The sequence below is a fragment of the Nocardioides alpinus genome (genome assembly GCF_900112035.1).
Classification (GTDB): Bacteria; Actinomycetota; Actinomycetes; order Propionibacteriales; family Nocardioidaceae; genus Nocardioides; species Nocardioides alpinus.
This window is the reverse complement of the sequence record NZ_FOKC01000015.1, coordinates 51,742-72,546: the sequence shown is the minus strand read 5'-3', so window position 1 is coordinate 72,546 and position 20,805 is coordinate 51,742. Positions and strand designations below refer to the sequence as shown.

Sequence of the window (20,805 nt, the reverse complement as noted above, 5' to 3'; positions counted from 1 at the left end):
GGCAGGCTCACCGACGTGACGGACCAGCGCCTCCTGCTCCTCGATACGGCCTCGCTCTACTTCCGCGCCTTCTTCGGGGTGCCGGACTCGGTGAAGGCCCCTGACGGCACCCCCGTCAATGCCGTCCGCGGCCTGATGGACTTCATCAGCCGCCTGGTGGGGGAGTACGACCCGACCCACCTGGCCTGCTGCTGGGACGACGACTGGCGCCCGCAGTGGCGCGTCGACCTGATCCCGTCCTACAAGGCGCACCGGGTCGTGCAGGCCCGCCCGGGATCGTCGCCGGACGTGGAGGAGGTGCCCGACCCGCTCGAGACCCAGATCCCGATCATCATCTCGGTGCTCGAGGCCTACGGCATCCCGATCGTGGGGCACGCCGAGATGGAGGCCGACGACGTGATCGGCACGCTGGCGACGGACGCCGGCATGGCCGTCGACATCGTCACGGGCGACCGCGACCTCTTCCAGCTCGTCGACGACGAGACCGAGGTGCGGGTGCTCTACGTGGCTCGCGGCGTCAGCAAGCACGAGCGCGTCGACAACGCCTGGGTGCGGACCAAGTACGGCGTCGACGCCCACCAGTACGCCGACCTCGCGACGTTGCGTGGCGACGCGTCCGACGGTCTTCCCGGTGTGGCCGGGGTCGGGGACAAGACGGCCGCGACGCTGCTCAACCGCTTCCACACCGTCGATGCGATCGTCGAGGCTGCGGGTGACCCCGACTCCGACATGGGCCCCGGACCGCGGGGGAAGATCAAGGCTGCGGCCGACTACCTCGCCGTCGCACCCCAGGTGGTCGCCGTGCGCCGCGACCTCGACCTCGGGTCGCCCGACCTGGCTCGGCCACGTACGCCGGTCGACCACGCGGCGGTCGTGGCCCTGGACGAGCGGTGGGGCCTCGGCTCGTCGGCGGTGAGACTCGTGGAGGCCATGTCCGGCTCCCACTAGTGTGACGCGTGTGAGCTCCCACGAGGTCGAGGCCAAGGACCGCCAGATCCTGACGCTGCTGGCCAGCGACGGCCGGATGTCCTTCACCGACCTCGGCAAGGCGACCGACCTCTCGACCTCTGCGGTGCACCAGCGGGTCAAGCGGCTCGAGCAGCGGGGCCTGATCACGGGCTACGGCGCCACCGTCGACCACGACCAGCTCGGCCGCCCGCTGACCGCCTTCATCTCGATCACGCCGATCGACCCGTCGCACCCCGACGACTACCCCGAGCGGCTCATGGGGATCAAGGAGATCGAGTCCTGCTGGTCGGTGGCGGGGGAGGAGTCCTACATCCTCAAGATCCGCGTCCCCACGCCCCGCGACCTCGAGGACCTCCTCGCCCGGATCCGTGGCGCGGCCAGCGTCTCCACGCGCACCACGATCGTGCTCTCGACGCCGTACGAGAACCGCCCGATCGACTGAGCTCCTGCATGAGTCACCGCTGGAGCGGTGACTCCCGCACTGTTGGGCCGTTGCAACGGCCCATCCGCGTCAAGGTCGGCCCACCCCTGGGACCAGAGGGAGTCGTGGGGCTCGCCCGCGGTCGGTGCGGCTCCGTGCTCGGCCCGGTCAGGACGGCAGCGTGTACGAGGGCGCAGCCAGGGCGGTGCCGCCACTGGCCGACGCGGTGAAGGAGGGAGTGACAGGCACGGCGCCGGGATAGGGGTTCACGATCGGCACGCGGAAGACCATCGTGCCGGTGTTCCCGCCCGGAGCTGCGGTCCCGACCCAGTCGAAGCGGTAGACCCATTGGGTCCCGGAGGACGCGACGCTCGTGTACGACCAGCCCACGCCGGACACCGACGTCGCGGCGCCACCTCCGACGACCGTCTTGGGGTAGGACACGGTCAGGATCAGGCTCGTGACCGTGGGAGCGCCGGCGTAGTAGGAGTTCTGCACCTGGACGTTGGACTCGAGCTTCTTCGGGCGGGAGCCGGCGTAGTCCGCCCCGAAGACGTTGGCCGTGTTGAAGGTCAGCTGGGCGCCCAACGGGGACGCCGCATACGCGGGCGCGGTGGCCGCGACCGCCACCACCGGTACCGACCACGCAGAAGCGCGGATCACCGTACGACGAGCGAGGTGCTGAGGCTCCACGTGAGGCTCTCCTCCCGAGGTCACACGGCATGGATGCCTGCGCTCATCGTACGCGCGTGAGCGCCTCTCCGCGGGGACGGTGAAGATGGGAAGCGGTCGCTCTCCGTTGCGGGAGTCACCGCTGAAGCGGTGACTCCCGCACAGATGGGCCGTTGAAACGGCCCATCCGCGTCAAGGTCGGCCCAGCCCTGGGACCAGAGTGAGTCGCGGGCTTCCACCCGGCTCGGCCCGGGAGTACGTTCGGTCGACATGGAGGCCTCGAGCCCGCTGCCCGACCTGGTGCGACAGGAGCGGCGCGCCTTCATCGATCGGCTGCAGTCCCTCACGCCGCAGCAGTGGGAGGCACGATCCCTGTGCAGCGAGTGGCGTGTCATCGACGTCGCCGCGCACCTGGCGTGGGCGCCGACCCTGGGGCCCCTCGAGGGTGGGAGGGCGATGCTGCGCAGCCGGTTGTCGGTCAACAGGATGATCGCGTCGTCGGCCGTCCGGTGGAGCGATCGTGGACGCGTCGCGATCACCGAGCAGCTCGAGCACAACCTCGAGTCCGGAGCGAAGCCGATCGGCATGCCGACCGTGGCAGCGCTCGCGGACGCCGTCGTGCACGGCATCGACGTACGACATCCGCTGGGGCTGGTCCAGCCGCTGTCGGCAGAGGTGCTTGGTCCTGTCGCTGACTTCGTGCTGCGCACACCGTGGCCGCTCAACGGCGTGGTCGGCGGCAGCGCGGCACGGAGGGTGGACGGCGTACGACTGGCGGCGAGCGACGTCGACTGGTCCCACGGAGTCGGACCGGAGGCGCGGGCGTCCGCGGAGGCGATCGCGCGGCTGCTCTACGGCCGCCCGCTGGCGGCCGACGAGCTCACAGGTCCCGGTGCAGACGTGGTGCGGGCCCGGCTGTGACGATCAAGCAGCAGTCGGAGCGCGCTTGTCCAGGATCGCGAGGATCCGGCGAGCGGTCGCCTGCGGGTTCTCCAGGTCGGACCACCCGATCCGGATGCAGATCCAGCCCGTCTCCTGGCAGATGCGTTCCTCCCGCTTCTTCTCGCGCATCAGGTAGTCGGCGAGCGTCTCGCCCGGGCGGCGGAACAGCTCGTACTTGATGCGGCCGTCGAACTCCAGGAACACCCCCTGCTTGGGCCACAGGAAGTCGACGCACCCGAGGAGCGTGCCGAGCGCGTCGTGCACGTCGACCTGCGGCACCGGTAGCGGGACGTTCTCGCGGTAGAACAGGTGGAAGGTGCGACTCTCGGCGATGCTCGAGAGCCTGGGATCGGCCAGGCCGATCGCGATGCGTACTGCGAGGGTGTGGGGCCAGTGCTCCGTGCGGGCTGCCACGGCCCGCACCTCGTCCAGCGTCGTACGTCCGGTGTGCAGCAGGGCGTTGAGCAGGCAGAGGCCGAGCTCGGTGTCGTGGGTGGAGAGGATCTCGATCGCCGTCCTGGGCGGGGTCGAGACCGGTACGCCGTTGCGCACCGTGATGTCGGGCAGGTGGAGGCCACCGGAGTGGTGGACGATCCCCGACTCGTGGCGTCCCGCCACGCCGTCGGTGCGGGTCAGGGCGACGTCGTCGAGGCAGAGGCGCCACAGCAAGTCGATGTGCTCCGCCAACGCCGACTGATGGGTCAGGACGCTGCTGGGGTGAGCCGTCCTGAGCACCGCGCGCGACCGTGCGCGATGCCGGTCCCGGTCCGAGTCGAGCATCCTCCAGAGCTTCGCGTCCACGTAGGCGCCGTAGCGGACGCGGTGGATGAGGCCGCTGCGTACGGCCCGCGCGATGTCGCGGTCCGTCCACCCGGCGGCGATGAGCTCGCGGCGGAGGCTGATGTCGTGGGTCCCGATCGGGAAGGCGTCGTTGGTGTCCATCCGACGAAGATGAACGGCTGCGGGGACATCGAGCAGCCCATGACGGTCTCGCCTGTGGACGACGCGGTTTACCGCCTCCCTGTGGACGGATCCGGGCCCATGGCCGGCAGGCGGGGGGGAGGCCGGGTGGGGGAAGTTGTGCGCGGGTGGGCCGTTGCAACGGCCCACCCGCGCGGGAGTCACCGCTGAAGCGGTGACTCCTGCACGAGCAAAGCGCCCTCAGTAGGCCTGGAGGGCCGCCGTACGCCGCGAGGCCTCGGCCATCTCGGCGGCCTTGAGCGCGGACTCGTCGAGGCGACCGTGCTGCTCCCACCACTGCTGGCCGGACTCGGGCAGCGTGTGGATCGGGTCGTAGTACTCGTAGTGGCGCGAGAGGGCGTCGGTGTCTTCTGCCTCGATGGAGGTGCGGTAGTTCTTCGTCCAGTAGGAGATGCCGCGCTCGGTGTCGTAGTCGGCGAGCTGGTGGACCCAGCGCTTGCCGACGAAGGGCACGTCGCACACGATGCGCGGCGTCGCGAAGCCCGGCAGGTAGCCCATGATGTGGTGCTGCAGGTGCTGGGCGTCGGCGACCGAGACCCGCCAGTGCTCCGAGAACGGGATCATGTCGCACATGTAGAAGTAGTAGGGCATGATCTGCGCGCCGTCGAGCAGGCGGAAGCAGAGGTCGAGCAGGGCGTGGGGGTCGGCGTTGACGCCGTTGAGCAGGACCCCCTGGTTGCGTACGTCGCGCAGGCCGGCGTCGAGCATCGCCCGCGTCGCCTCGGCGACGATCGGCGTCACGGAGTTCGCGTGGTTGGTGTGGGTGTGCATCGCGAGCGATACGCCGCGCGAGCGGGCGATGGTCGCGACGCGGTTGACACCCTCGACGACGTCGGGCTGCAGCCAGTGCTGCGGCAGGCCGATGAGGGCCTTGGTGGCGAGACGGATGTCGCGGACGTTCTCGATCTCCATCACCTCGGTGAGGAATGCCTCGAGGCGGGGCCACGGCATGTTGGCCACGTCGCCGCCGGAGACCACGACGTCGCGCACCGACGGCGTACGACGCAGGTAGTCGAGCATGTCGCCGATGCGGTCGTTGGGCTTGCCGCCGAACTTCAGCTTCTCGATGACCGGCGTCGAGTTGCCGACGAGGTCCATGCGCGTGCAGTGGCCGCAGTACTGCGGGCAGGTCGGCAGCAGCTCGGCGAGCACCTTGGTCGGATAGCGGTGGGTGAGCCCCTCGGTCGCCCACATGTCGTGCTCGTGCAGCGAGTCGCGGGCCGCGTGCGGGTGCGAGGACCAGTCGGTGCGGCGGTCGGAGAAGACCGGGATCATGTAGTGACGGATCGGGTCGGCGTAGAACGCGTCGGTCAGCGAGCCGGCACCACGCGGCTCGACGCCCGGGGCCATCGTGTTCATCATCTGCGGCGGCACGAGCATCGACATCGTGGCCCGCTCGGCCTGGTCGCGCTCGAGGTCGGCGTAGAACCGCTCGTCGAGGAGGTCGCCCATGAGCTCGCGCAGCTGCTTGACGTTCTTGACGCAGTGGGCGCGCTGCCACTGGACCGAGGCCCACTCCTCGCCGGTGACGTCCTTCCACCCCGGGAACCGCGTCCAGTCGGGCTCGACGAGCTCGACCCGCTGATAGGGGTAGGGCTGGTCGGTGGCGAGTGCCAGCTCAACGGGGCTGACGGTCTCGATGCTCATGGTTCTCCTCGGGGTGTTCTGCGCCGGTGAGGCAGGCGTGCGGCGCGCCGGTTGTGTGGGCGGCGACACATCTGGAAGAGTACGTGGAGAACCTGCGGCCAGTCCAATGCCACGCCGCAAGATTTGCTGCCTGTGTGGCGCTCGACGAGAAGGATCATCTGTTGTGACCATCCCCGCGGACCATCGCACCGGCGATCCGACCGGTCTGCACCGCGTGCTGGACGACCGCGCGGTGCTGCCCCAGGCAGCGGAGCGGCTCGATGCCCGCGCCGACCTGTGGCCCGACGAGGTCCGGGTGCGCGTCGAGCGGCTCAACCTCGACGCCGCGTCGTTCCGCCAGCTCGAGCGCAAGCACACGAAGTACGGCGAGACCAGCGGTGACGCAGTACGCGCCGAGGTGCTCGACATCGTCGCGACGCGCGGGAAGATGCAGAACCCCGTCACCGGCTCCGGCGGCATGCTCGTCGGCACCGTCGAGGAGGTCGGTCCCGAGTCCCCACTGGGCCTCGCCGTCGGCGACCGGGTCGCCACCCTCGTCAGCCTCACCCTGACGCCCCTCGTCATCGAGGACGGCCTCTCCAGCTGGGACGGCCGCAGCGAGCAGGTGCCCGCCGACGGGTACGCCATCCTCTTCGGGCGCTCGATCGCCGCGGTCCTCCCCGACGACCTCGACCCGGCGCTGTCGCTCAGCGTCATGGACGTGTGCGGTGCGCCGGCCCTCACCGCCCGCGTGGTGAGGGAGTGGTCCCGGCTGCGCTCGACCGGCGAGGCGGCCGTCGTCGCCGTCATCGGCGGGGGAGGGAAGTCCGGCTCCCTGAGCCTGGCAGCCGCACGCGATGCCGGCTGCCGGCGTGCGATCGGGGTCGTCCCGACCGAGGCCGAGGCGGAGCTGCTGCGCGACTCCGGCCTGGCCGACGCGGTCGTCGTCGCCGACGCGCGCGACCCGATCGCGCTGCGCGACGCCGTCACCGCTGCGGGCGGACCGGCCGACGTCACCGTCGTGTGCGTCGACGTCCCGGGCTGCGAGGGCGGCGCGATCCTGGCCACCGCCGAGGGCGGGACCGTCATCTTCTTCTCCATGGCCACCAGCTTCAGCGCCGCCGCACTCGGCGCCGAGGGCCTGGCCGCCGACGTGCAGATGCTCGTCGGCAACGGCTACGTCCCCGGCCACGCGGCGTACGCCATGGAGCTGCTGCGCGCCGACGCCGGCGTCCGCGGACTCTTCGAGCGGAGGCTCTGATGGCCCGCAGCACCCCGAGCAGGGCGACCAGCCGGCTCGGCATCGACCGCGCCGACGTACGCCGTGCCCGCACGCTCGCACGGCAGGTCGGCAAGCCGATCGTCGACCTCGCCACGCGGCACACCACCGTCTCGGTCGAGCGGGCCACGCTGCGCCTCGCCGGCCTCGGTGGCGCGGACCCCGACGGCACGCCGTGGGTCAACCGCCTCGCCGACGCCGTACGCGCCGACGTCGGGCTCGAGCACGGCGTCAGCCTTCCGGTGTGGGACGCCCTGCTCCGCGGCGAGGGCGACGACCTGCTCACCCTCGCGCAGAAGGCCGCTGCCGGATCGGTGACCTTCCGCATCCCGGAGGGCAAGGACGCCACCCGAGCGATCGCCGCTTCCCGCAAGGCGGTCGGCACCGGAATCAAGCAGATCGACCGGCAGCGCGTCGCGCGGGAGAAGATGGTCGCCAAGGTCGGCGACGCCCCCAGCAAGCCGTGGATCTACCTCATCGTCGCCACCGGCGACATCATGGAGGACATCCCGCAGGCGCAGGCTGCCGCCCGCGAGGGTGCCGACGTGATCGCGGTGATCCGCTCGACGGGACAGTCCCTGCTGGACTTCGTTCCGGAGGGGGCGACCCGCGAGGGCTTCGCCGGCACCTATGCCACCCAGGAGAACTTCCGCCTGATGCGCGCCGCCCTCGACGAGACGTCGCGCGAGCTGGGCCGCTACGTCCGGCTCACCAACTACGCCTCCGGCCTGTGCATGCCGGAGATCGCGGCGCTGGCCGGCCTCGAGCGCCTCGACATGATGCTCAACGACTCGATGTACGGCATCCTCTTCCGCGACATCAACCCGATCCGCACCTTCGTGGACCAGCGCTTCAGCCGCCAGGTCCACGCCCGCGCCGGGATCATCATCAACACCGGCGAGGACAACTACCTCACCACGGCGGACGCGATCGAGGCCGCCCACACGGTCACGACGAGCCAGCTCCTCAACGAGTACTTCGCCAAGGAGGCCGGTCTCGAGGACTGGCAGCTCGGGCTGGGCCACGCCTTCGAGATCGACCCGGAGGTGCCCGACTCCTTCCGCCTCGAGCTCGCCCACGCGATGCTGGCGCGCGAGCTCTTCCCCGACGCCCCGCTGAAGTGGATGCCGCCGACGCGCCACATGACCGGCGACATCTTCAAGGGCTACCTCCTCGACGGCTTCTTCAACCTCGTCGGCGCCCTCACCGGCCAGGGCATCCTGCTCGTCGGGATGATGACCGAGGCAGTGGTCACCCCGTGGATCTCCGACCGCGACCTGGCCCTGCAGAACGTCCGGTACGTCATGAACGCCGCGGGCAAGCTGCACGAGGACTTCCACCCCGCACCCGACGGCTTCATCGCCCAGCGGGCCCGCGAGGTGCTGGGCGAGGCGGTCGCGCTCCTCGAGGAGATCAAGGGCGACCGCACGGTCAAGGGGCAGCCGCCGCTGCTCTCCGCGATCGCGGACGGCACGTTCGGCCTGATGAAGCGACCCCCGCACAAGGGTCGCGGGCTCGACGGCGTGGCCCGCAAGGCGCCTGACTACTACAACCCGGCGACCGAGATCCTGGAAACCCCCGTCCATCGAGCGGAGTCGAGCACATGACCGGACTGATCCGCCCCTACGGCGACACCACCGGCGACGGCATGGTGCAGCTGTCCTTCACGCTCCCCATCGAGCACTCCAAGGTCGCCGAGGGCGCCGCGGTCCAGCTCGCCAACAAGATGGGCATGGACCCCGCCCTGGTCGTGCACGCCAAGCCGATGGGGGAGGGCTTCACGTTCTTCGTCGTCTACGGCCGGGTCAACCACCTCGTGGACCCCAGCGTCGTGGAGGTCGTCGAGCGCGACTACCCGCTGCTGACCCCCAAGGAGGCGAACGCGGCGATCAAGCGATCGATGCGACGGCGCCTGGTCGTGGTCGGCGGCTGCATCGGCACCGACGCGCACACGGTCGGCATCGACGCGATCCTCAACATCAAGGGCTTCGCGGGGGAGAAGGGCCTGGAGTACTACCGCGAGCTCAAGGTGGTCAACCTCGGCGCCCAGGTCTCGGTGCCGGAGCTCGTCGAGGCGGCGCGCGAGGAGAAGGCCGACGCGGTCCTGGTCTCGCAGGTCGTCACCCAGCGCGACGCCCACCTGCTCAACACCCGCGAGATGTCCGCGGCGTTCCGCGAGGCCTACCCGGCCGCCAAGCGCCCCCTCCTGGTCGTCGGTGGACCGCGCTTCGACGAGACGATGGCCGACGAGCTCGGGGTCGACCGCGTCTTCACCCGCGGTACGACGCCGGGCGAGGTGGCGTCGTTCATCGTGCACCGCCTCACCTCGCCGCGTCCCCCCGCGGCGACCACCACCACGACCACCACGATCGAGACCGAGAAGGCGTCATGACCGAGAGCACCGCGGACCGCGTCGGCACCGTCGTCACGCACCGCCGCTACGTCCCCTACTCACACGCCCACTACGCCGGCAACCTGGTCGACGGCGCCTACAGCCTCGGCCTGTTCGGCGACGTGGCCACCGAGATGTGCGTCGTGCTCGACGGTGACGAGGGACTCTTCGCGTCCTACTCCGACGTGCAGTTCAAGGCCCCCGTGCGGGCCGGTGACCTCCTCGAGATCACCGCCACCCTGGTCAGGGAGGGGAGCCGCAGCCGGGTCATGGAGTTCGCCGTGCACGTGGTCGGACGGGGTGCTCCCACGCCCGAGGCGCCCGGCGCCGCGGAGGTGCTCGACCCCCCGGTCGTGGCCACCACGGCCACGGGCACAGTCGTCGTACCTCCCGCCTCCCGCTGAGGCCCCGCCGACCACCCGCTGGACCACCCGCTGAGACCGGGGTCGAGGGCAGGCACTGTCCCGGCGTGTCACCGGACGACACGCCGTGAGCGGCAAAATTGTCTCTCAAGATTTTTCCGAGCCGCACCGCGTTGACCTGCACTAACGCGTGTTCACGCAGGTCAGGCCCGTGTTGACACCCGCCACCGCGGGAGAGAGGGTCTCGGGGTCCGCCTGTGCAGCCCGCGGGTGGCGCGACCGGCAGTGAGAGGTCTGACGTGGGGTACGCGAAGCCAGCGATGCCCGTCGCCAGTCGTCTCGTCGTGCGTGCTCCGCGGTGGCTGGATGCGGGAGGAACCCCGGAGCCGTAGACAACTTCGCGCGATCGTCAGCCAGGCGGTCGTGTGTTGGTCCGAAGCCCCGCCGTTCCTCCCGCACCGCAGCAGGCGCGCAGGCGTCGGCTACGGTCTGGGACGTGCTGCTCCGCTGCCTCCTCGCCCTCGCGGGCGGTCTCGCCCTGGCAGCCGCCTTCGAGCCGGTCGGACTGTCCTGGCTGATGCCCCCGGCGATCGCCGCCCTGGTCTTCGCGGTCCGCGGCCTGCGTCCCGGCCTGGCCTGGATCCCGACGCTGCTCTACGGCATCACCTTCACCTATGCCGTCATGGTCTGGATGAGGGCGGTCGGCACCGACGCGTGGATCGCGATGTGCGCCCTGGAGGCGTCGTTCTTCGTGCCTCTGGGCCTCGGGCTCGCCTGGAGCCTGCGCCTGCGTGCCTGGCCCGTCTGGGCTGCGCTGTGGTGGGTCGGGATCGAGACCTGGCGCAGCGGCTTCCCCTTCAGCGGCATGCCGTTCGGCCGGCTCGTCTACGCCACCGCGGACACGCCGTGGGCCGACGCGCTCCCGTGGATCGGGATGACCGGGGTCAGCTTCCTGGTGGCCCTCACCGGGACCACGCTCGCGTGGCTCCTGCTCCACGTCCGCACCGCGGATCGCACCACGTACGCCGTCGTGGCCGGGCTCGCCGTCGTCACCGTCGCGCCGCTCCTGGTGCCGTTCGAGGTCGAGGAGAGCGGTACGACGACGGTCGCCGCGGTCCAGGGCGACGTGCCCGGCACCGGCCTCGACGTCGTCGCCGTCAACCGCGAGGTGACGGCCAACCACGTACGGCTCACCCAGGAGCTCGCCGACGCGGTCGCCGCAGGGGACGAGGTGCAACCCGACTTCGTGGTGTGGCCCGAGAACTCCACGGCCGTGGACCCCTTCACCGATGCGGAGGTCAACGCCGGGATCGTCGCAGCCACGGATGCCATCGGCGTACCGGTCATCGTCGGTGGCATGGCCAACGACCCGCTGGACGACGGGCAGGTCCTCAACCAGGGCATCGTCTTCCGCCCCGGTCTCGGCAGCGGGGATCGCTACACCAAGCGGCACCCGGTGCCCTACGGCGAGTACATCCCGTTCCGCGGGAGCCTGATCCCCGAGAGCTACGGCAAGCTGCGCATGGTGCCGCGCGACATGGTCAGGGGCACCAGCCTCGAGCCGCTGCGCGTCGGCGACCTGCTCGTGGCCGACGCGATCTGCTTCGACGTCGCCTACGACGAGGGGATCGGCGGCCAGGTCGCCCGGGGTGCGCAGCTGGTGACCGTCCAGACCAGCAACGCGATGTTCAGCCGGACCGGGCAGCTGGCCCAGCAGTTCGAGATCAGCCGCCTGCGCGCACAGGAGACCGGCCGCTGGGTCGTCGTGGCCGCCATCAACGGCATCTCCGGTGTCGTGAGCCCCGACGGCCAGGTCGTCGCCTCGGTGCCCGCGCGTGGTCAGGAGGTGCTCGTGGAGACCGTCGGGCTCAGCACGACCATCACCCCTGCCGTGCGGCTGGGCGTGTGGCCGGCCCGGCTCGCCCTCGTCTTCCTGGTCCTGCACACGGGGTGGGTCCTCGTCACCTATCGTCGTCGCCGACGGGGCGACCGCACCGTCGGGGGACCGGTCGAGCAAGGGAGCAACGCGTGAGTGTCGAAGGCCTCGGACGGTGCGTGATGGTCATCCCGACCTACAACGAGTCCGAGAACCTCGAGTGGATCGTCGGACGCCTCCGCGCCGCCCAGCCCGGCGTCGACGTGATGGTCGTCGACGACAACAGCCCTGACGGCACCGGCGACATCGCCGACAAGCTCGCAGCCGAGGACGACGCGGTCTCGGTCGTGCACCGCACCGAGAAGGCCGGCCTCGGAGCGGCCTACCTCAACGGCTTCGCGGTGGCGCTGGCCGCGGACTACGACGTCATCGGCGAGATGGACGCCGACGGCTCGCACCAGCCCGAGCAGCTGCAGCGGCTGATCGACGCCCTGCACACCGCGGACCTCGTCATCGGCTCGCGCTACGTGCCCGGCGGCTCGGTAGTCAACTGGCCCGTGCAGCGCCTGCTCCTCTCACGCGGCGGCAACCTCTACGTGCGGCTGCTCCTCGGCATCAACGTCAAGGACGCCACCGCCGGCTTCCGGCTCTTCCGCCGCACCACGCTCGAGGCGATCGACCTTGGCGCGGTGCTGTCTACTGGATACGTGTTCCAGACCGACCTCGCCTACCGCACGCTCACCCGTGGCCTGCGCATCACCGAGGTGCCCATCGAGTTCATCGAGCGTGAGCGGGGCGACTCCAAGATGAGCGGCCAGGTGGCGAGCGAGTCGCTGAAGCTGATCACCCGGTGGGGACTGGCCGAGCGCCGCGCGAGGCTGCGCAGGAGCCGGAGCACGACGTGAGCCAGCCCGCCGCACCACGACGTACGCCGTCTCGTCGGCGCAGGTGGGTGCGCCCGGTGCTGGCTGCGGCCTTCGTGCTGGTGCCCCTCGTCGAGATCTGGGCGATCCTGCAGGTCGGCCAGCTCGTGGGCCCCTGGTGGACCATCGCGCTGCTCGTCCTGGACAGCATGATCGGGGCGTGGCTGATCAAGCGTGAGGGCGGACGCGCCTGGCAGGCGCTGCGTCAGGCCCTGCAGGGCGGCAAGATGCCGGCACGCGAGCTCGCCGACGCCGCGCTGATCCTCATCGGCGGCACCCTCATGCTCAGCCCCGGGTTCGTCCTCGACATCGCGGGGATCCTCCTGATCCTGCCGTTCACCCGGCCCATGGCCCGCCGGCTGCTGACCAGGGTCGTCGAGCGTCGGCTGGTCGCCGTACCCGAGTTCGGTGCGGGGAGTGGCTTCGGCACCGGGTTCGGCACCGGGTTCGGCCCGGGTTTCGACGCTGGCTTCGGTGCCGGAAATGCCGATCGCCCCGGACCCGGGCCCGAGGGCCCGATCGTCCGGGGCGACGTCGTCGACTGAGTCGAGGTCGTCAGCTGACGGCTGTCAGGAGACGCGCTTCTTCTTGTTGGCGCGGTGCAGGTGCGCCGGGCCGATCTCGCCGCCGCGCAGCAGCTCGAGGCGCTCCTTGAGGATGTCCTCGAGCTCCTTCTCCGAGCGACGCTCCAGGAGCATGTCCCAGTGCGTGCGAGCGGGCTTCTCGACCTTCTCCTCGGGCAGGATGCCTGCTGTGCTGAGCGCCTCGGCTCCGCAGCGCGGGCACTCCCACTTGGCCGGGATGTCGGCCTCGACCGACATCGTGACCTCGAAGTCATGACCTTGCTTGCACAGATATCCGACCTGCTGACGAGCTGCGAACTCAATGCCGCGCTCGTCCTCGAAACTCTGGCCGCCGAGCCTCGCGCCACGCAGTGTGCGCTCCGCCACCGTGCCCACCTCCAGTAGGGTTTGCTGACCCCGTTGTGTTTGTGTACCGGGTAAAGGTGAAACGAGCCGGACCGGAAAACGTGACGCCGGTCGCTGCGCCGCTCGTGACGACGCGGCTCGCCTCCTGTGATCTTCAACCGTAGCGGGGACGCCCACATTCCGCGGATTCACCGTGGCACGGGCCACGCTCAGGCGAGACGAACTTCACCCCGAGGGGTGGAGGCCCGATCTGGTGACCTCCGACACGACGATCCGGCTCAGATGACGGCCGGCAGGTCGTTGCCGGCCTCGCGGATGCCGCGCTCGGTGTCGACCCTTGTCAGCAGCAGGCCACCGATGAGGAAGAAGGCGATGAGAGCGAAGATCGCCGGTCGGTAGGAGTCGGTGACGGCGAGGACGATGCCGAACGTGGCGGTGCCGAACCAGGACGTCCCGCGGTCCATGGCGTGGTAGAAGCTGAAGTACTCAGCCTCCTTGCCGCGGGGGATGAGCAGCGAGAAGTAGGAGCGTGCCAGGGCCTGGGTGCCGCCGAGCACGATGCCGATCGCGGCGCCGAGGGTCAGGAAGAGCGGCACGTTGCCGGCCGGCAGCCACAGCGCGACGGTCACGATGACCATCCAGATGCCGAGCCCGATCAGGATCGTGCGCTTGGCCCCGAGGCGGCCGGCGAGCCGGCCGAAGAACAGCGCACCACCGAAGGCCACGAACTGCACCATCAGGATCGTCGCGATCAGGACCGTCTGCGAGTGCCCGAGCTCCTCCGCGCCGAAGACCGAGGCGGACGCGATCACGGTCTGGATGCCGTCGTTGAAGAACAGGTAGGCGAGCAGGAAGGTGAGCGCCATCGGGTAGTTGCGCATGTCGCGGAGCGTGGCGGCGAGCTGGCCGAAGCTGCGGCGGATCGCGCTGCCCTCGACCTGCTCGACGTCGACGGGCGGGTGGTCGCTGAGCCGGAAGAACGGGATGAGGGTGAACCCGGCCCACCACGCGGCCGCGGACAGCATGCAGAGCCGCGCCGCGAGCCCCTCGTCGAGCCCGATCGCCTCGTGCCCGAGGTAGACGCCCAGGTTGAGGACCAGCAGGAGGCCGCCACCGAGGTAGCCGAACGCCCAGCCGCGCGACGAGACGCGGTCGCGGTCGGACTCGTCGGAGATCAGCGGGAGGATCGAGTCGTTGACCACGCCGGCCGCGCCGAAGAACAGGTTGCCGAAGACGATGCCGACCGCGGCCAGCAGCCAGTTGTCGCCGGTGGCGAAGAAGATCAGCGCCGCGAAGAAGGAGCCGGCCCACGCGAGCGTGGCCAGCAACCGCTTCTTGTTGGCCACCCGGTCGGCGTACGCCCCCAGCGGGGGGAGCACCAGCGCGGACAGGATCGTGGAGACGGTGATCAACCAGAAGAACAGCGAGTCGGGCGGGAGCGAGAAGGAACCGACCTCGAAGCGGCCGTCCTCGCCACCGACCGCGTTCTCGGCGAGGTTGATGAAGTACGGGCCGAAGAAGACCGTGCCGATGGTGGTCGTGTAGGCGCTGTTGGCCCAGTCGTACCAGTACCAGGCCTTCTGCTCCTCCGCCTGGGCCAGCGGCCTGAGGTTGGCGATCTCGCTGGTCACGTCGCTCATGAGTCACCTTCCGGAGCCGGCTCGATGCCGTGCCACTGTCCGCGGGCGCGGAGCACGTCCCTGAGTATGTCCGTGCGATCGGTCATGATGCCGTCAACACCACGGTCCAGGAGGGTGTTCATCTCGATCGGGTCGTCGATGGTCCAGACATGCACCTGGATGCCGGCCGCGTGCGCACGGCGTACGAGCCAGCCGGAGGCCACCGTCAACGGGCCCTGCCGGTGGGGGATCTGCAGCGCGACCGGTCGTCCCCGCGTCAGCAGGCGCGCGAGGCGTCCGCTGGGGGAGAGGACGAACGCCACCACCTCGAGCGGGTGGGCCGACGTCGCGACCCGGCCCTGCGTGCGCCGACGGAACGCCTCCATCCGCCGTGCCGAGAACGACCCGATCAGCACCCGGTCCCACGCCTCGCGCTCCTCGATGAAGGCGGCCAGCGCCTCGACCGACCCCTCCGACTTGAGGTCGATGTTGAACCGGGCTTGAGGGAACGCATCGAAGAGCGCGGCCAGGGTGGGCACGGGCTCGGCCCCACCGATCAGGGCGTGCTGCACCTCGGCGTACGTCGAGTCCGCGATGCTCCCGGTGCGGTCGGTGACCCGGTCGAGGACGGTGTCGTGGAAGGCGAGCAGCACCCCGTCGCGGGTCACGTGGACGTCGGTCTCGAGGTAGGTGTAGCCGAGGTCCACCGCGTGGGTGAACGCGGCGAGCGTGTTCTCGAGGCCCTCGATCTCGGGATGGTAGGCACCGCCCCGGTGGGCGAAGGCGAGCGGTCGGGGGGAGTCCAGGTAGCGCGGCGCGGTCACGGGAGAAGTATGGCTGCGAGGAGTACCTTCAGGGGATGGAGAGCATCACCTGCCCGCAGTGCGGCGTCGAGATGGACGAGCGGAGCCTCGGCCAGGCCACGGTCAGCCAGTGCCCCGAAGGACACGGCGTGTTCCTCGCGCGGGCCGACCTGGGCCTGCTGATCGAGGCGGAGACCGACTGGCACCGCAACGCCGGCCAGCACACCGCCCCGATGCCGCGGATCACCGCCGACATGACCGCCCCGCCGTCCGCGAGCAAGGTCTCCCGCGCCTGGGTAGAAACCCTCTTCAACTAGCGAGCTCCGCCCGCGGACACCGCGAGCGGAGCTCGCTCTTATATGTCTCTAAAAGTCTCGATGTTGGCGCCGAGCTGGTTGAGCCGCTCGGCGAGGTCCTCGTAGCCACGGTGGATGACGTACGTCGAGCGCAGCACCGACGTGCCCTTCGAGGCCAGCATCGCCAGCAGGATGACCACGGCCGGGCGCAGCGCCGGCGGGCAGACGATCTCCGCGCCGGAGAAGTGGGTCGGTCCGTCGATCAGCACGCGGTGCGGGTCGAGCAGCTTGACCTGGGCGCCGAGCTTGTTGAGCTCGGTGAGGTAGATGGCGCGGTTCTCGTACACCCAGTCGTGCAGCAGCGTCTGGCCCTCGGCCACCGCCGCGATGACCGCGAAGAACGGCAGGTTGTCGATGTTGAGGCCCGGGAACGGCATCGGGTGGATCTTGTCGAGCGGTGCCCGCAGCTCGGAGGGGTGCGTGGTGAGGTCCACCAGCCGGGTCATGCCGTTGTTGGCGACGTACTCCTCGGTCCGGTCGTAGCGGAAGCCCATCTCCTCGAGGATGGCGAGCTCGAGCTCGAGGAACTCGATCGGCACCCGGCGGATGGTGATCTCGGACTTCGTCACGATCGCCGCGGCGAGCAGCGACATCGCCTCGATCGGGTCCTCGGAGGGGGAGTAGTCGACGTCGACGTCGATGGACGTCCTGCCAGTGATGCGCAGGGTGGTCGTCCCGATGCCCTCGATCTGCACGCCGAGCTTCTCGAGGTAGAAGCAGAGGTCCTGGACCATGTAGTTGGACGAGGCGTTGCGGATCACGGTGGTGCCGGGGTGGAGCGCGGCGGCCATGAGCGCGTTCTCGGTGACCGAGTCGCCGCGCTCGGTGAGCACGATGGGGCGCACGGGCTCGATGGTCCGGTTGACGCTGGCGTGGTAGCTGCCGTCGGTCGCCTTGACGTCGAGACCGAAGGGGCGCAGCGCCGACATGTGCGGCTCCACCGTGCGCTCGCCGAGGTTGCAACCACCGGCGTAGGGGAGGTCGAACTCGTCGTAGCGGTGCAGCAGCGGGCCGAGGAACATGATCACCGAGCGCGTACGCCGCGCTGCCGCCTCGTCGATGGCGGCGAGGTTGAGCTCGGCGGGCGGGATGATCTCGAGGTCGTTGTCGTCACCGATCCAGCGGGTCGCCACGCCGAGGGAGTTGAGCACCTCGAGCAGCCGGTTGACCTCCTCGATCCGCGCGACCTTGCGCAGCGTCGTACGTCCCTTGTTGAGCAGGGAGGCGCACAGGAGCGCGACACCGGCGTTCTTGGACGTCTTGACGTCGATCGAGCCCGAGAGCGTGGTGGGACCGTCGACGCGCAGGTGCGTGGGGCCGGCACCGAGCGCGACGATCTCGGAGTCGAGCGCTGCGCCGATGCGGGCGAGCATCTCGAGGGACAGGTTCTGGTGCCCTTTCTCGATGCGGTTGATCGCACTCTGGCTCGTGCCGAGCAGCTCCGCGAGCTGGTGCTGGGTGAGTCCGCGGTGCTTGCGCGCGTCGCGGATGAGGTTGCCGATGCGACCCTTGTAGTCAGCCATGCCGACACTTTATCTCAGATATGAGATAAGGCCACTCCGCCACGCACCCCCCGGAGCGGAGAGGGGGTGGGAGCCCCGTGGCAGGATCGCCGCCATGCGAGCAACCACGATCCACGCCCCTGGTGACATCCGCTTCGAGGAGGTTCCCGACCCCGTCATCGAGGAGCCCACGGACGCGATCATCAAGGTCGTCGCGGGCTGCATCTGCGGCTCCGACCTGTGGCCCTACCGCGGCGCCAACGACATCGACAGCGGCTCCACGATCGGCCACGAGTGCGTGGGCGTCGTCGAGGAGGTGGGGTCGGCCGTCAAGGACTTCACGCCGGGCGACTTCGTCATCGTGCCGTTCTGCCACTGCGACAACACGTGCGCCCACTGCGCTGCCGGCGTGCAGTCGGGTTGCGACAACCTCGGCTTCACCGCGAGCGGCCAGGGCGAGTACGCCCGGGTGACGCAGGCCGACGGCAGCCTGGTCAAGACCGACGGGATGCCCGACGCGTCCTTGATCCCGTCGCTCCTGACACTGTCCGACGTGATGGCCACCGGCTGGCACGCGGCCGTCGCCGCCGGCGTGAAGCCCGGCGGCACCGCGGTCGTGATCGGTGACGGTGCGGTGGGCCTGTGCGGCGTGCTGGCCGCGGCCCAGCTCGGCGCCGAGCGGGTCGTCGCGATGTCGCGCCACGAGCCACGCCAGGCGATCGCCCGCGCCTTCGGCGCCACGGACATCGTCGCCGAGCGGGGCAAGGAGGGTGGCGCCCGCATCGCCGAGCTGACCAAGGGCATCGGAGCCGACGCCGTGCTGGAGTGCGTCGGCACCGACGAGTCGATGAAGACCGCCTTCGCCATCGCCCGACCGGGAGCCACGGTCGGCTTCGTCGGCGTCCCCCACGGGGTCGAGCTCCCGGTGCGGCGGATGTTCCAGAGGAACGTCGGCCTCGCCGGCGGCATGGCGCCAGTGCGGCGCTACCTGCCCGACCTGCTCGAGCGTGTGCTCTCCGGGGCCATCGACCCCGGGAAGGTGTTCGACCTGACCCTGCCGATGGCGGAGTCCCCCGAGGGCTACCGCGCGATGGACGAGCGTCGCGCGATCAAGGTCCTCCTCCAGCCGTGAGCGGGACCGACAGCCCCCTGCTCCTCGGGCCCCTCCTGCGCTACGTCGACGACTCCTCCGCCTCCGTGTGGGTGGAGACGCGCGGACCCGGCACCGTGTCGGTGCGCCGCGGCGACGCCTCCGCGAGCGCCCGCACGTTCGTGGTCCACGGGCACCACTACGCCCTGGTCGAGCTGGACGGACTGGCTCCCGGCACGTCGGAGGCCTACACCGTGGCCGTCGACGGGGAGCAGGTGTGGCCCGAGCCCGACTCACCCTTCCCCGCCCCGGTCATCGCCACCCTCGAGGACGGGCGTCCGCTGAGCCTGGCCTTCGGCTCGTGCCGCACCTCGGTGTCCCACGACGCGAAGGGCAACGAGACCCACGGCGTCGACGCCCTCCGGGCGTGGGCCCTGCGTGCCGCCGACCAGGTCCCGGCCGCGGACCCGGACGACCACGACCTGGCCCCCGACCGCCTGCCCGACCTGGTGCTCTTCCTCGGCGACCAGGTCTACGCCGACGAGACGACCGACGAGATGCGGGCCTTCATCGAGTCGCGGCGCGACATCGAGGCGCCGCCGTGGACCGAGCTGCAGGACTACGAGGAGTACGCCCACCTCTACGCGCTCGCGTGGTCCGACCCGGCCAACCGCTGGCTGCTGTCGACCGTGCCGAGCGCGATGATCTTCGACGACCACGACATCCGCGACGACTGGAACACCTCGCAGGAGTGGCGCCGCGAGATGGAGTCCACCTCGTGGTGGCACGGCCGCATCGTCGCGGGTCTCGGGTCCTACTGGGTCTACCAGCACCTCGGCAACATGTCCCCGGCCGAGCGCCGCGGGGACGAGCTCTACGCTCAGGTCCTGGCGCACACCGGCGACGACGAGTACGACTTCGGCCCGATCATCGACGCGTTCGCCGAGCGGGTCGACCAGGAGCCCCAGACCTACCGCTGGAGCTACACGCGTGAGTTCGACACCCAGGCCCGGCTGGTCGTGGTCGACTCGCGCGCAGCCCGGCAGCTGGATCCCGACCACCGGGCGCTGCTCGACGCCGACGAGGCGTCCTGGCTCGACGAGCAGCTGCGCGGCGACGTCGACCACCTGCTCGTCGGCACGTCGCTGCCCTTCCTGCTGGCTCGCGGCCTGCACCACCTCGAGGCCTTCAGCGAGGCGCTCGCAGCGGGGGCATGGGGTGACCGTGGTGGCCGGATGGGTGAGAGGCTGCGGCAGGTCGTGGACCTCGAGCACTGGGGCGCCTTCCAGACCAGCTTCCAGGAGGTGGCCTCACAGGTGATGGAGGTCGCCGCGGGGGAGCGGGGGCGCGCACCCTCGACGGTCACGTTCCTGTCCGGCGACGTGCACCACAGCTATGTCAGCGAGGCCCAGCCCGTCGACGGCCGCCGACCGCTGCAGTCGACGATCCTGCAGGCCGTCTGCTCGCCGATCCGCAACCCGCTCTCGCGCAACATGCGCTTCGCGACGGCGGTCCTGTCCTACGGCGTCGCGGGACCGGTCGGGCGGCTGGCGTCGAAGTCGACGCGCGTGCCCGACGCGCCCCTCACCTGGCGCTACGCCGAGGGGCCGTGGTTCGACAACAACCTCGCCTGCCTGCGGGTCACCGGACCCAGCCTGAAGATGTGGTGGGTCACCGGTGAGGTGATCGACGACCACGAGCGGCCGAGACTGGCGAAGGTGGCGAGCTACGAGCTCGACGAGCAGGGCCGTCCGCCGGCGCACGAGAAGGTGCGCGAGCGGTTCGGGCGCGGTCTGCGGCGCCGCTACCGCGACAAGGTCAAGGACCGGGTCAGACAGCGCTGAGGACGCGGTCGCGTCCGTGGGCGCAGGCGCACGTGTCGGAGCACGGCAGGTAGGTGTGACGTGCGTGGCCGCAACCCGTGCACGGAAGATCGTGCGACAGGTGCACCGGATTGGTCTCGACGGTGTCCCACATGGTCGTGCTCCCCACTGCTGTGACGCTCCGGGCGTTCGCCCGCTGATGCTGGTGTGACGTCCAGAGTGGCACCCGATGACGCGATG

General features: G+C 70.3%; 20 protein-coding genes. 13 read left to right on the top strand and 7 right to left on the bottom strand.

The window, feature by feature from the left end; translation table 11 throughout:
• The first annotated feature begins 15 nt into the window (after nt 1-15).
• Nucleotides 16-948, top strand: coding sequence for a 5'-3' exonuclease (locus BM127_RS20525; RefSeq protein WP_231263463.1), 933 nt, complete (start codon nt 16-18; stop codon nt 946-948).
• Nucleotides 949-958: 10 nt separating this feature from the next.
• Nucleotides 959-1,411 carry an Lrp/AsnC family transcriptional regulator gene (locus tag BM127_RS20520; protein ID WP_091201828.1) on the top strand — a complete coding sequence of 151 codons (453 nt, stop codon included), beginning with the start codon at nt 959-961 and terminating at the stop codon, nt 1,409-1,411.
• A gap of 147 nt (nt 1,412-1,558) precedes the next feature.
• On the opposite strand, the gene BM127_RS20515 is transcribed toward BM127_RS20520, so the two are convergent.
• The gene (locus BM127_RS20515) at nt 1,559-2,083 is read right to left on the bottom strand and encodes a hypothetical protein (protein ID WP_139227822.1); all 525 of its coding nucleotides are present in this window, start codon (nt 2,081-2,083) and stop codon (nt 1,559-1,561) included.
• Nucleotides 2,084-2,332: 249 nt separating this feature from the next.
• Here BM127_RS20515 and BM127_RS20510 point away from each other — a divergent pair, with 249 nt between their 5' ends.
• The gene (locus BM127_RS20510; RefSeq protein ID WP_091201767.1) at nt 2,333-2,983 is read left to right on the top strand and encodes a maleylpyruvate isomerase family mycothiol-dependent enzyme; all 651 of its coding nucleotides are present in this window, start codon (nt 2,333-2,335) and stop codon (nt 2,981-2,983) included.
• Nucleotides 2,984-2,986: 3 nt separating this feature from the next.
• Here BM127_RS20510 and BM127_RS20505 read toward each other — a convergent pair whose 3' ends face one another.
• Together BM127_RS20505 and BM127_RS20500 are read right to left on the bottom strand one after the other, a co-directional pair.
• Entirely contained in the window at nt 2,987-3,946 is a 960-nt protein-coding gene (locus BM127_RS20505) for a type IV toxin-antitoxin system AbiEi family antitoxin domain-containing protein (RefSeq protein WP_091201765.1), read from the bottom strand.
• Between the two features lie 219 nt (nt 3,947-4,165).
• Nucleotides 4,166-5,632, bottom strand: coding sequence for a KamA family radical SAM protein (locus tag BM127_RS20500; protein WP_091201763.1), 1,467 nt, complete (start codon nt 5,630-5,632; stop codon nt 4,166-4,168).
• A 163-nt stretch (nt 5,633-5,795) separates the two neighbouring features.
• On the opposite strand from BM127_RS20500, the gene kdd reads away from it, so the two are divergent.
• The 7 genes from kdd to BM127_RS20465 all read left to right on the top strand — a co-directional run bounded on the left by kdd (nt 5,796) and on the right by BM127_RS20465 (nt 12,988).
• Nucleotides 5,796-6,872, top strand: coding sequence for an L-erythro-3,5-diaminohexanoate dehydrogenase (gene kdd, locus BM127_RS20495; protein ID WP_091201762.1), 1,077 nt, complete (start codon nt 5,796-5,798; stop codon nt 6,870-6,872).
• Nucleotides 6,872-8,497, top strand: a complete 1,626-nt coding sequence (kamD, locus tag BM127_RS20490; RefSeq protein ID WP_091201760.1) for a lysine 5,6-aminomutase subunit alpha — start codon at nt 6,872-6,874, stop codon at nt 8,495-8,497. The genes kdd and kamD overlap by 1 nt, the downstream gene beginning before the upstream one ends.
• Nucleotides 8,494-9,282 (top strand): lysine 5,6-aminomutase subunit beta, encoded by a 789-nt coding sequence (gene kamE, locus BM127_RS20485; RefSeq protein ID WP_091201758.1) that lies wholly within the window; start codon nt 8,494-8,496, stop codon nt 9,280-9,282. The genes kamD and kamE overlap by 4 nt, the downstream gene beginning before the upstream one ends.
• Nucleotides 9,279-9,686 carry a 3-aminobutyryl-CoA ammonia lyase gene (gene kal, locus BM127_RS20480; protein ID WP_091201757.1) on the top strand — a complete coding sequence of 136 codons (408 nt, stop codon included), beginning with the start codon at nt 9,279-9,281 and terminating at the stop codon, nt 9,684-9,686. The genes kamE and kal overlap by 4 nt, the downstream gene beginning before the upstream one ends.
• Nucleotides 9,687-10,140: 454 nt before the next feature.
• Nucleotides 10,141-11,676 carry an apolipoprotein N-acyltransferase gene (gene lnt / locus BM127_RS20475; RefSeq protein ID WP_091201754.1) on the top strand — a complete coding sequence of 512 codons (1,536 nt, stop codon included), beginning with the start codon at nt 10,141-10,143 and terminating at the stop codon, nt 11,674-11,676.
• A gap of 26 nt (nt 11,677-11,702) precedes the next feature.
• Nucleotides 11,703-12,425, top strand: a complete 723-nt coding sequence (locus BM127_RS20470; RefSeq protein ID WP_091201826.1) for a polyprenol monophosphomannose synthase — start codon at nt 11,703-11,705, stop codon at nt 12,423-12,425.
• Nucleotides 12,422-12,988, top strand: a complete 567-nt coding sequence (locus BM127_RS20465) for an FxsA family protein (RefSeq protein WP_091201825.1) — start codon at nt 12,422-12,424, stop codon at nt 12,986-12,988. Before BM127_RS20470 ends, BM127_RS20465 begins: the two co-directional genes overlap by 4 nt.
• A 24-nt stretch (nt 12,989-13,012) precedes the next feature.
• On the opposite strand, the gene BM127_RS20460 is transcribed toward BM127_RS20465, so the two are convergent.
• The 3 genes from BM127_RS20460 to BM127_RS20450 form a co-directional block, all read right to left on the bottom strand.
• Nucleotides 13,013-13,393, bottom strand: coding sequence for an RNA polymerase-binding protein RbpA (locus BM127_RS20460; RefSeq protein WP_091201751.1), 381 nt, complete (start codon nt 13,391-13,393; stop codon nt 13,013-13,015).
• Between the two features lie 257 nt (nt 13,394-13,650).
• Nucleotides 13,651-15,012, bottom strand: a complete 1,362-nt coding sequence (locus BM127_RS20455) for an MFS transporter (RefSeq protein ID WP_091201749.1) — start codon at nt 15,010-15,012, stop codon at nt 13,651-13,653.
• The gene (locus BM127_RS20450) at nt 15,009-15,815 is read right to left on the bottom strand and encodes a glycerophosphodiester phosphodiesterase family protein (RefSeq protein ID WP_091201747.1); all 807 of its coding nucleotides are present in this window, start codon (nt 15,813-15,815) and stop codon (nt 15,009-15,011) included. Before BM127_RS20450 ends, BM127_RS20455 begins: the two co-directional genes overlap by 4 nt.
• A 35-nt stretch (nt 15,816-15,850) precedes the next feature.
• Between BM127_RS20450 and BM127_RS20445 the strand changes: the two genes are divergently transcribed.
• Nucleotides 15,851-16,111: a zf-TFIIB domain-containing protein gene (locus BM127_RS20445; RefSeq protein WP_091201745.1), complete on the top strand. Its 261-nt coding sequence runs from the start codon at nt 15,851-15,853 to the stop codon at nt 16,109-16,111.
• Nucleotides 16,112-16,149: 38 nt separating this feature from the next.
• Here the strand turns inward: BM127_RS20445 and BM127_RS20440 are convergent, their stop codons facing one another.
• Nucleotides 16,150-17,673, bottom strand: a complete 1,524-nt coding sequence (locus tag BM127_RS20440; RefSeq protein ID WP_091201743.1) for a helix-turn-helix domain-containing protein — start codon at nt 17,671-17,673, stop codon at nt 16,150-16,152.
• Between the two features lie 94 nt (nt 17,674-17,767).
• Here BM127_RS20440 and BM127_RS20435 point away from each other — a divergent pair, with 94 nt between their 5' ends.
• Together BM127_RS20435 and BM127_RS20430 are read left to right on the top strand one after the other, a co-directional pair.
• Nucleotides 17,768-18,784: a zinc-dependent alcohol dehydrogenase family protein gene (locus tag BM127_RS20435; RefSeq protein WP_091201741.1), complete on the top strand. Its 1,017-nt coding sequence runs from the start codon at nt 17,768-17,770 to the stop codon at nt 18,782-18,784.
• Entirely contained in the window at nt 18,781-20,586 is a 1,806-nt protein-coding gene (locus BM127_RS20430) for an alkaline phosphatase D family protein (protein ID WP_091201739.1), read from the top strand. The genes BM127_RS20435 and BM127_RS20430 overlap by 4 nt, the downstream gene beginning before the upstream one ends.
• Nucleotides 20,587-20,805 lie beyond the last annotated feature (219 nt).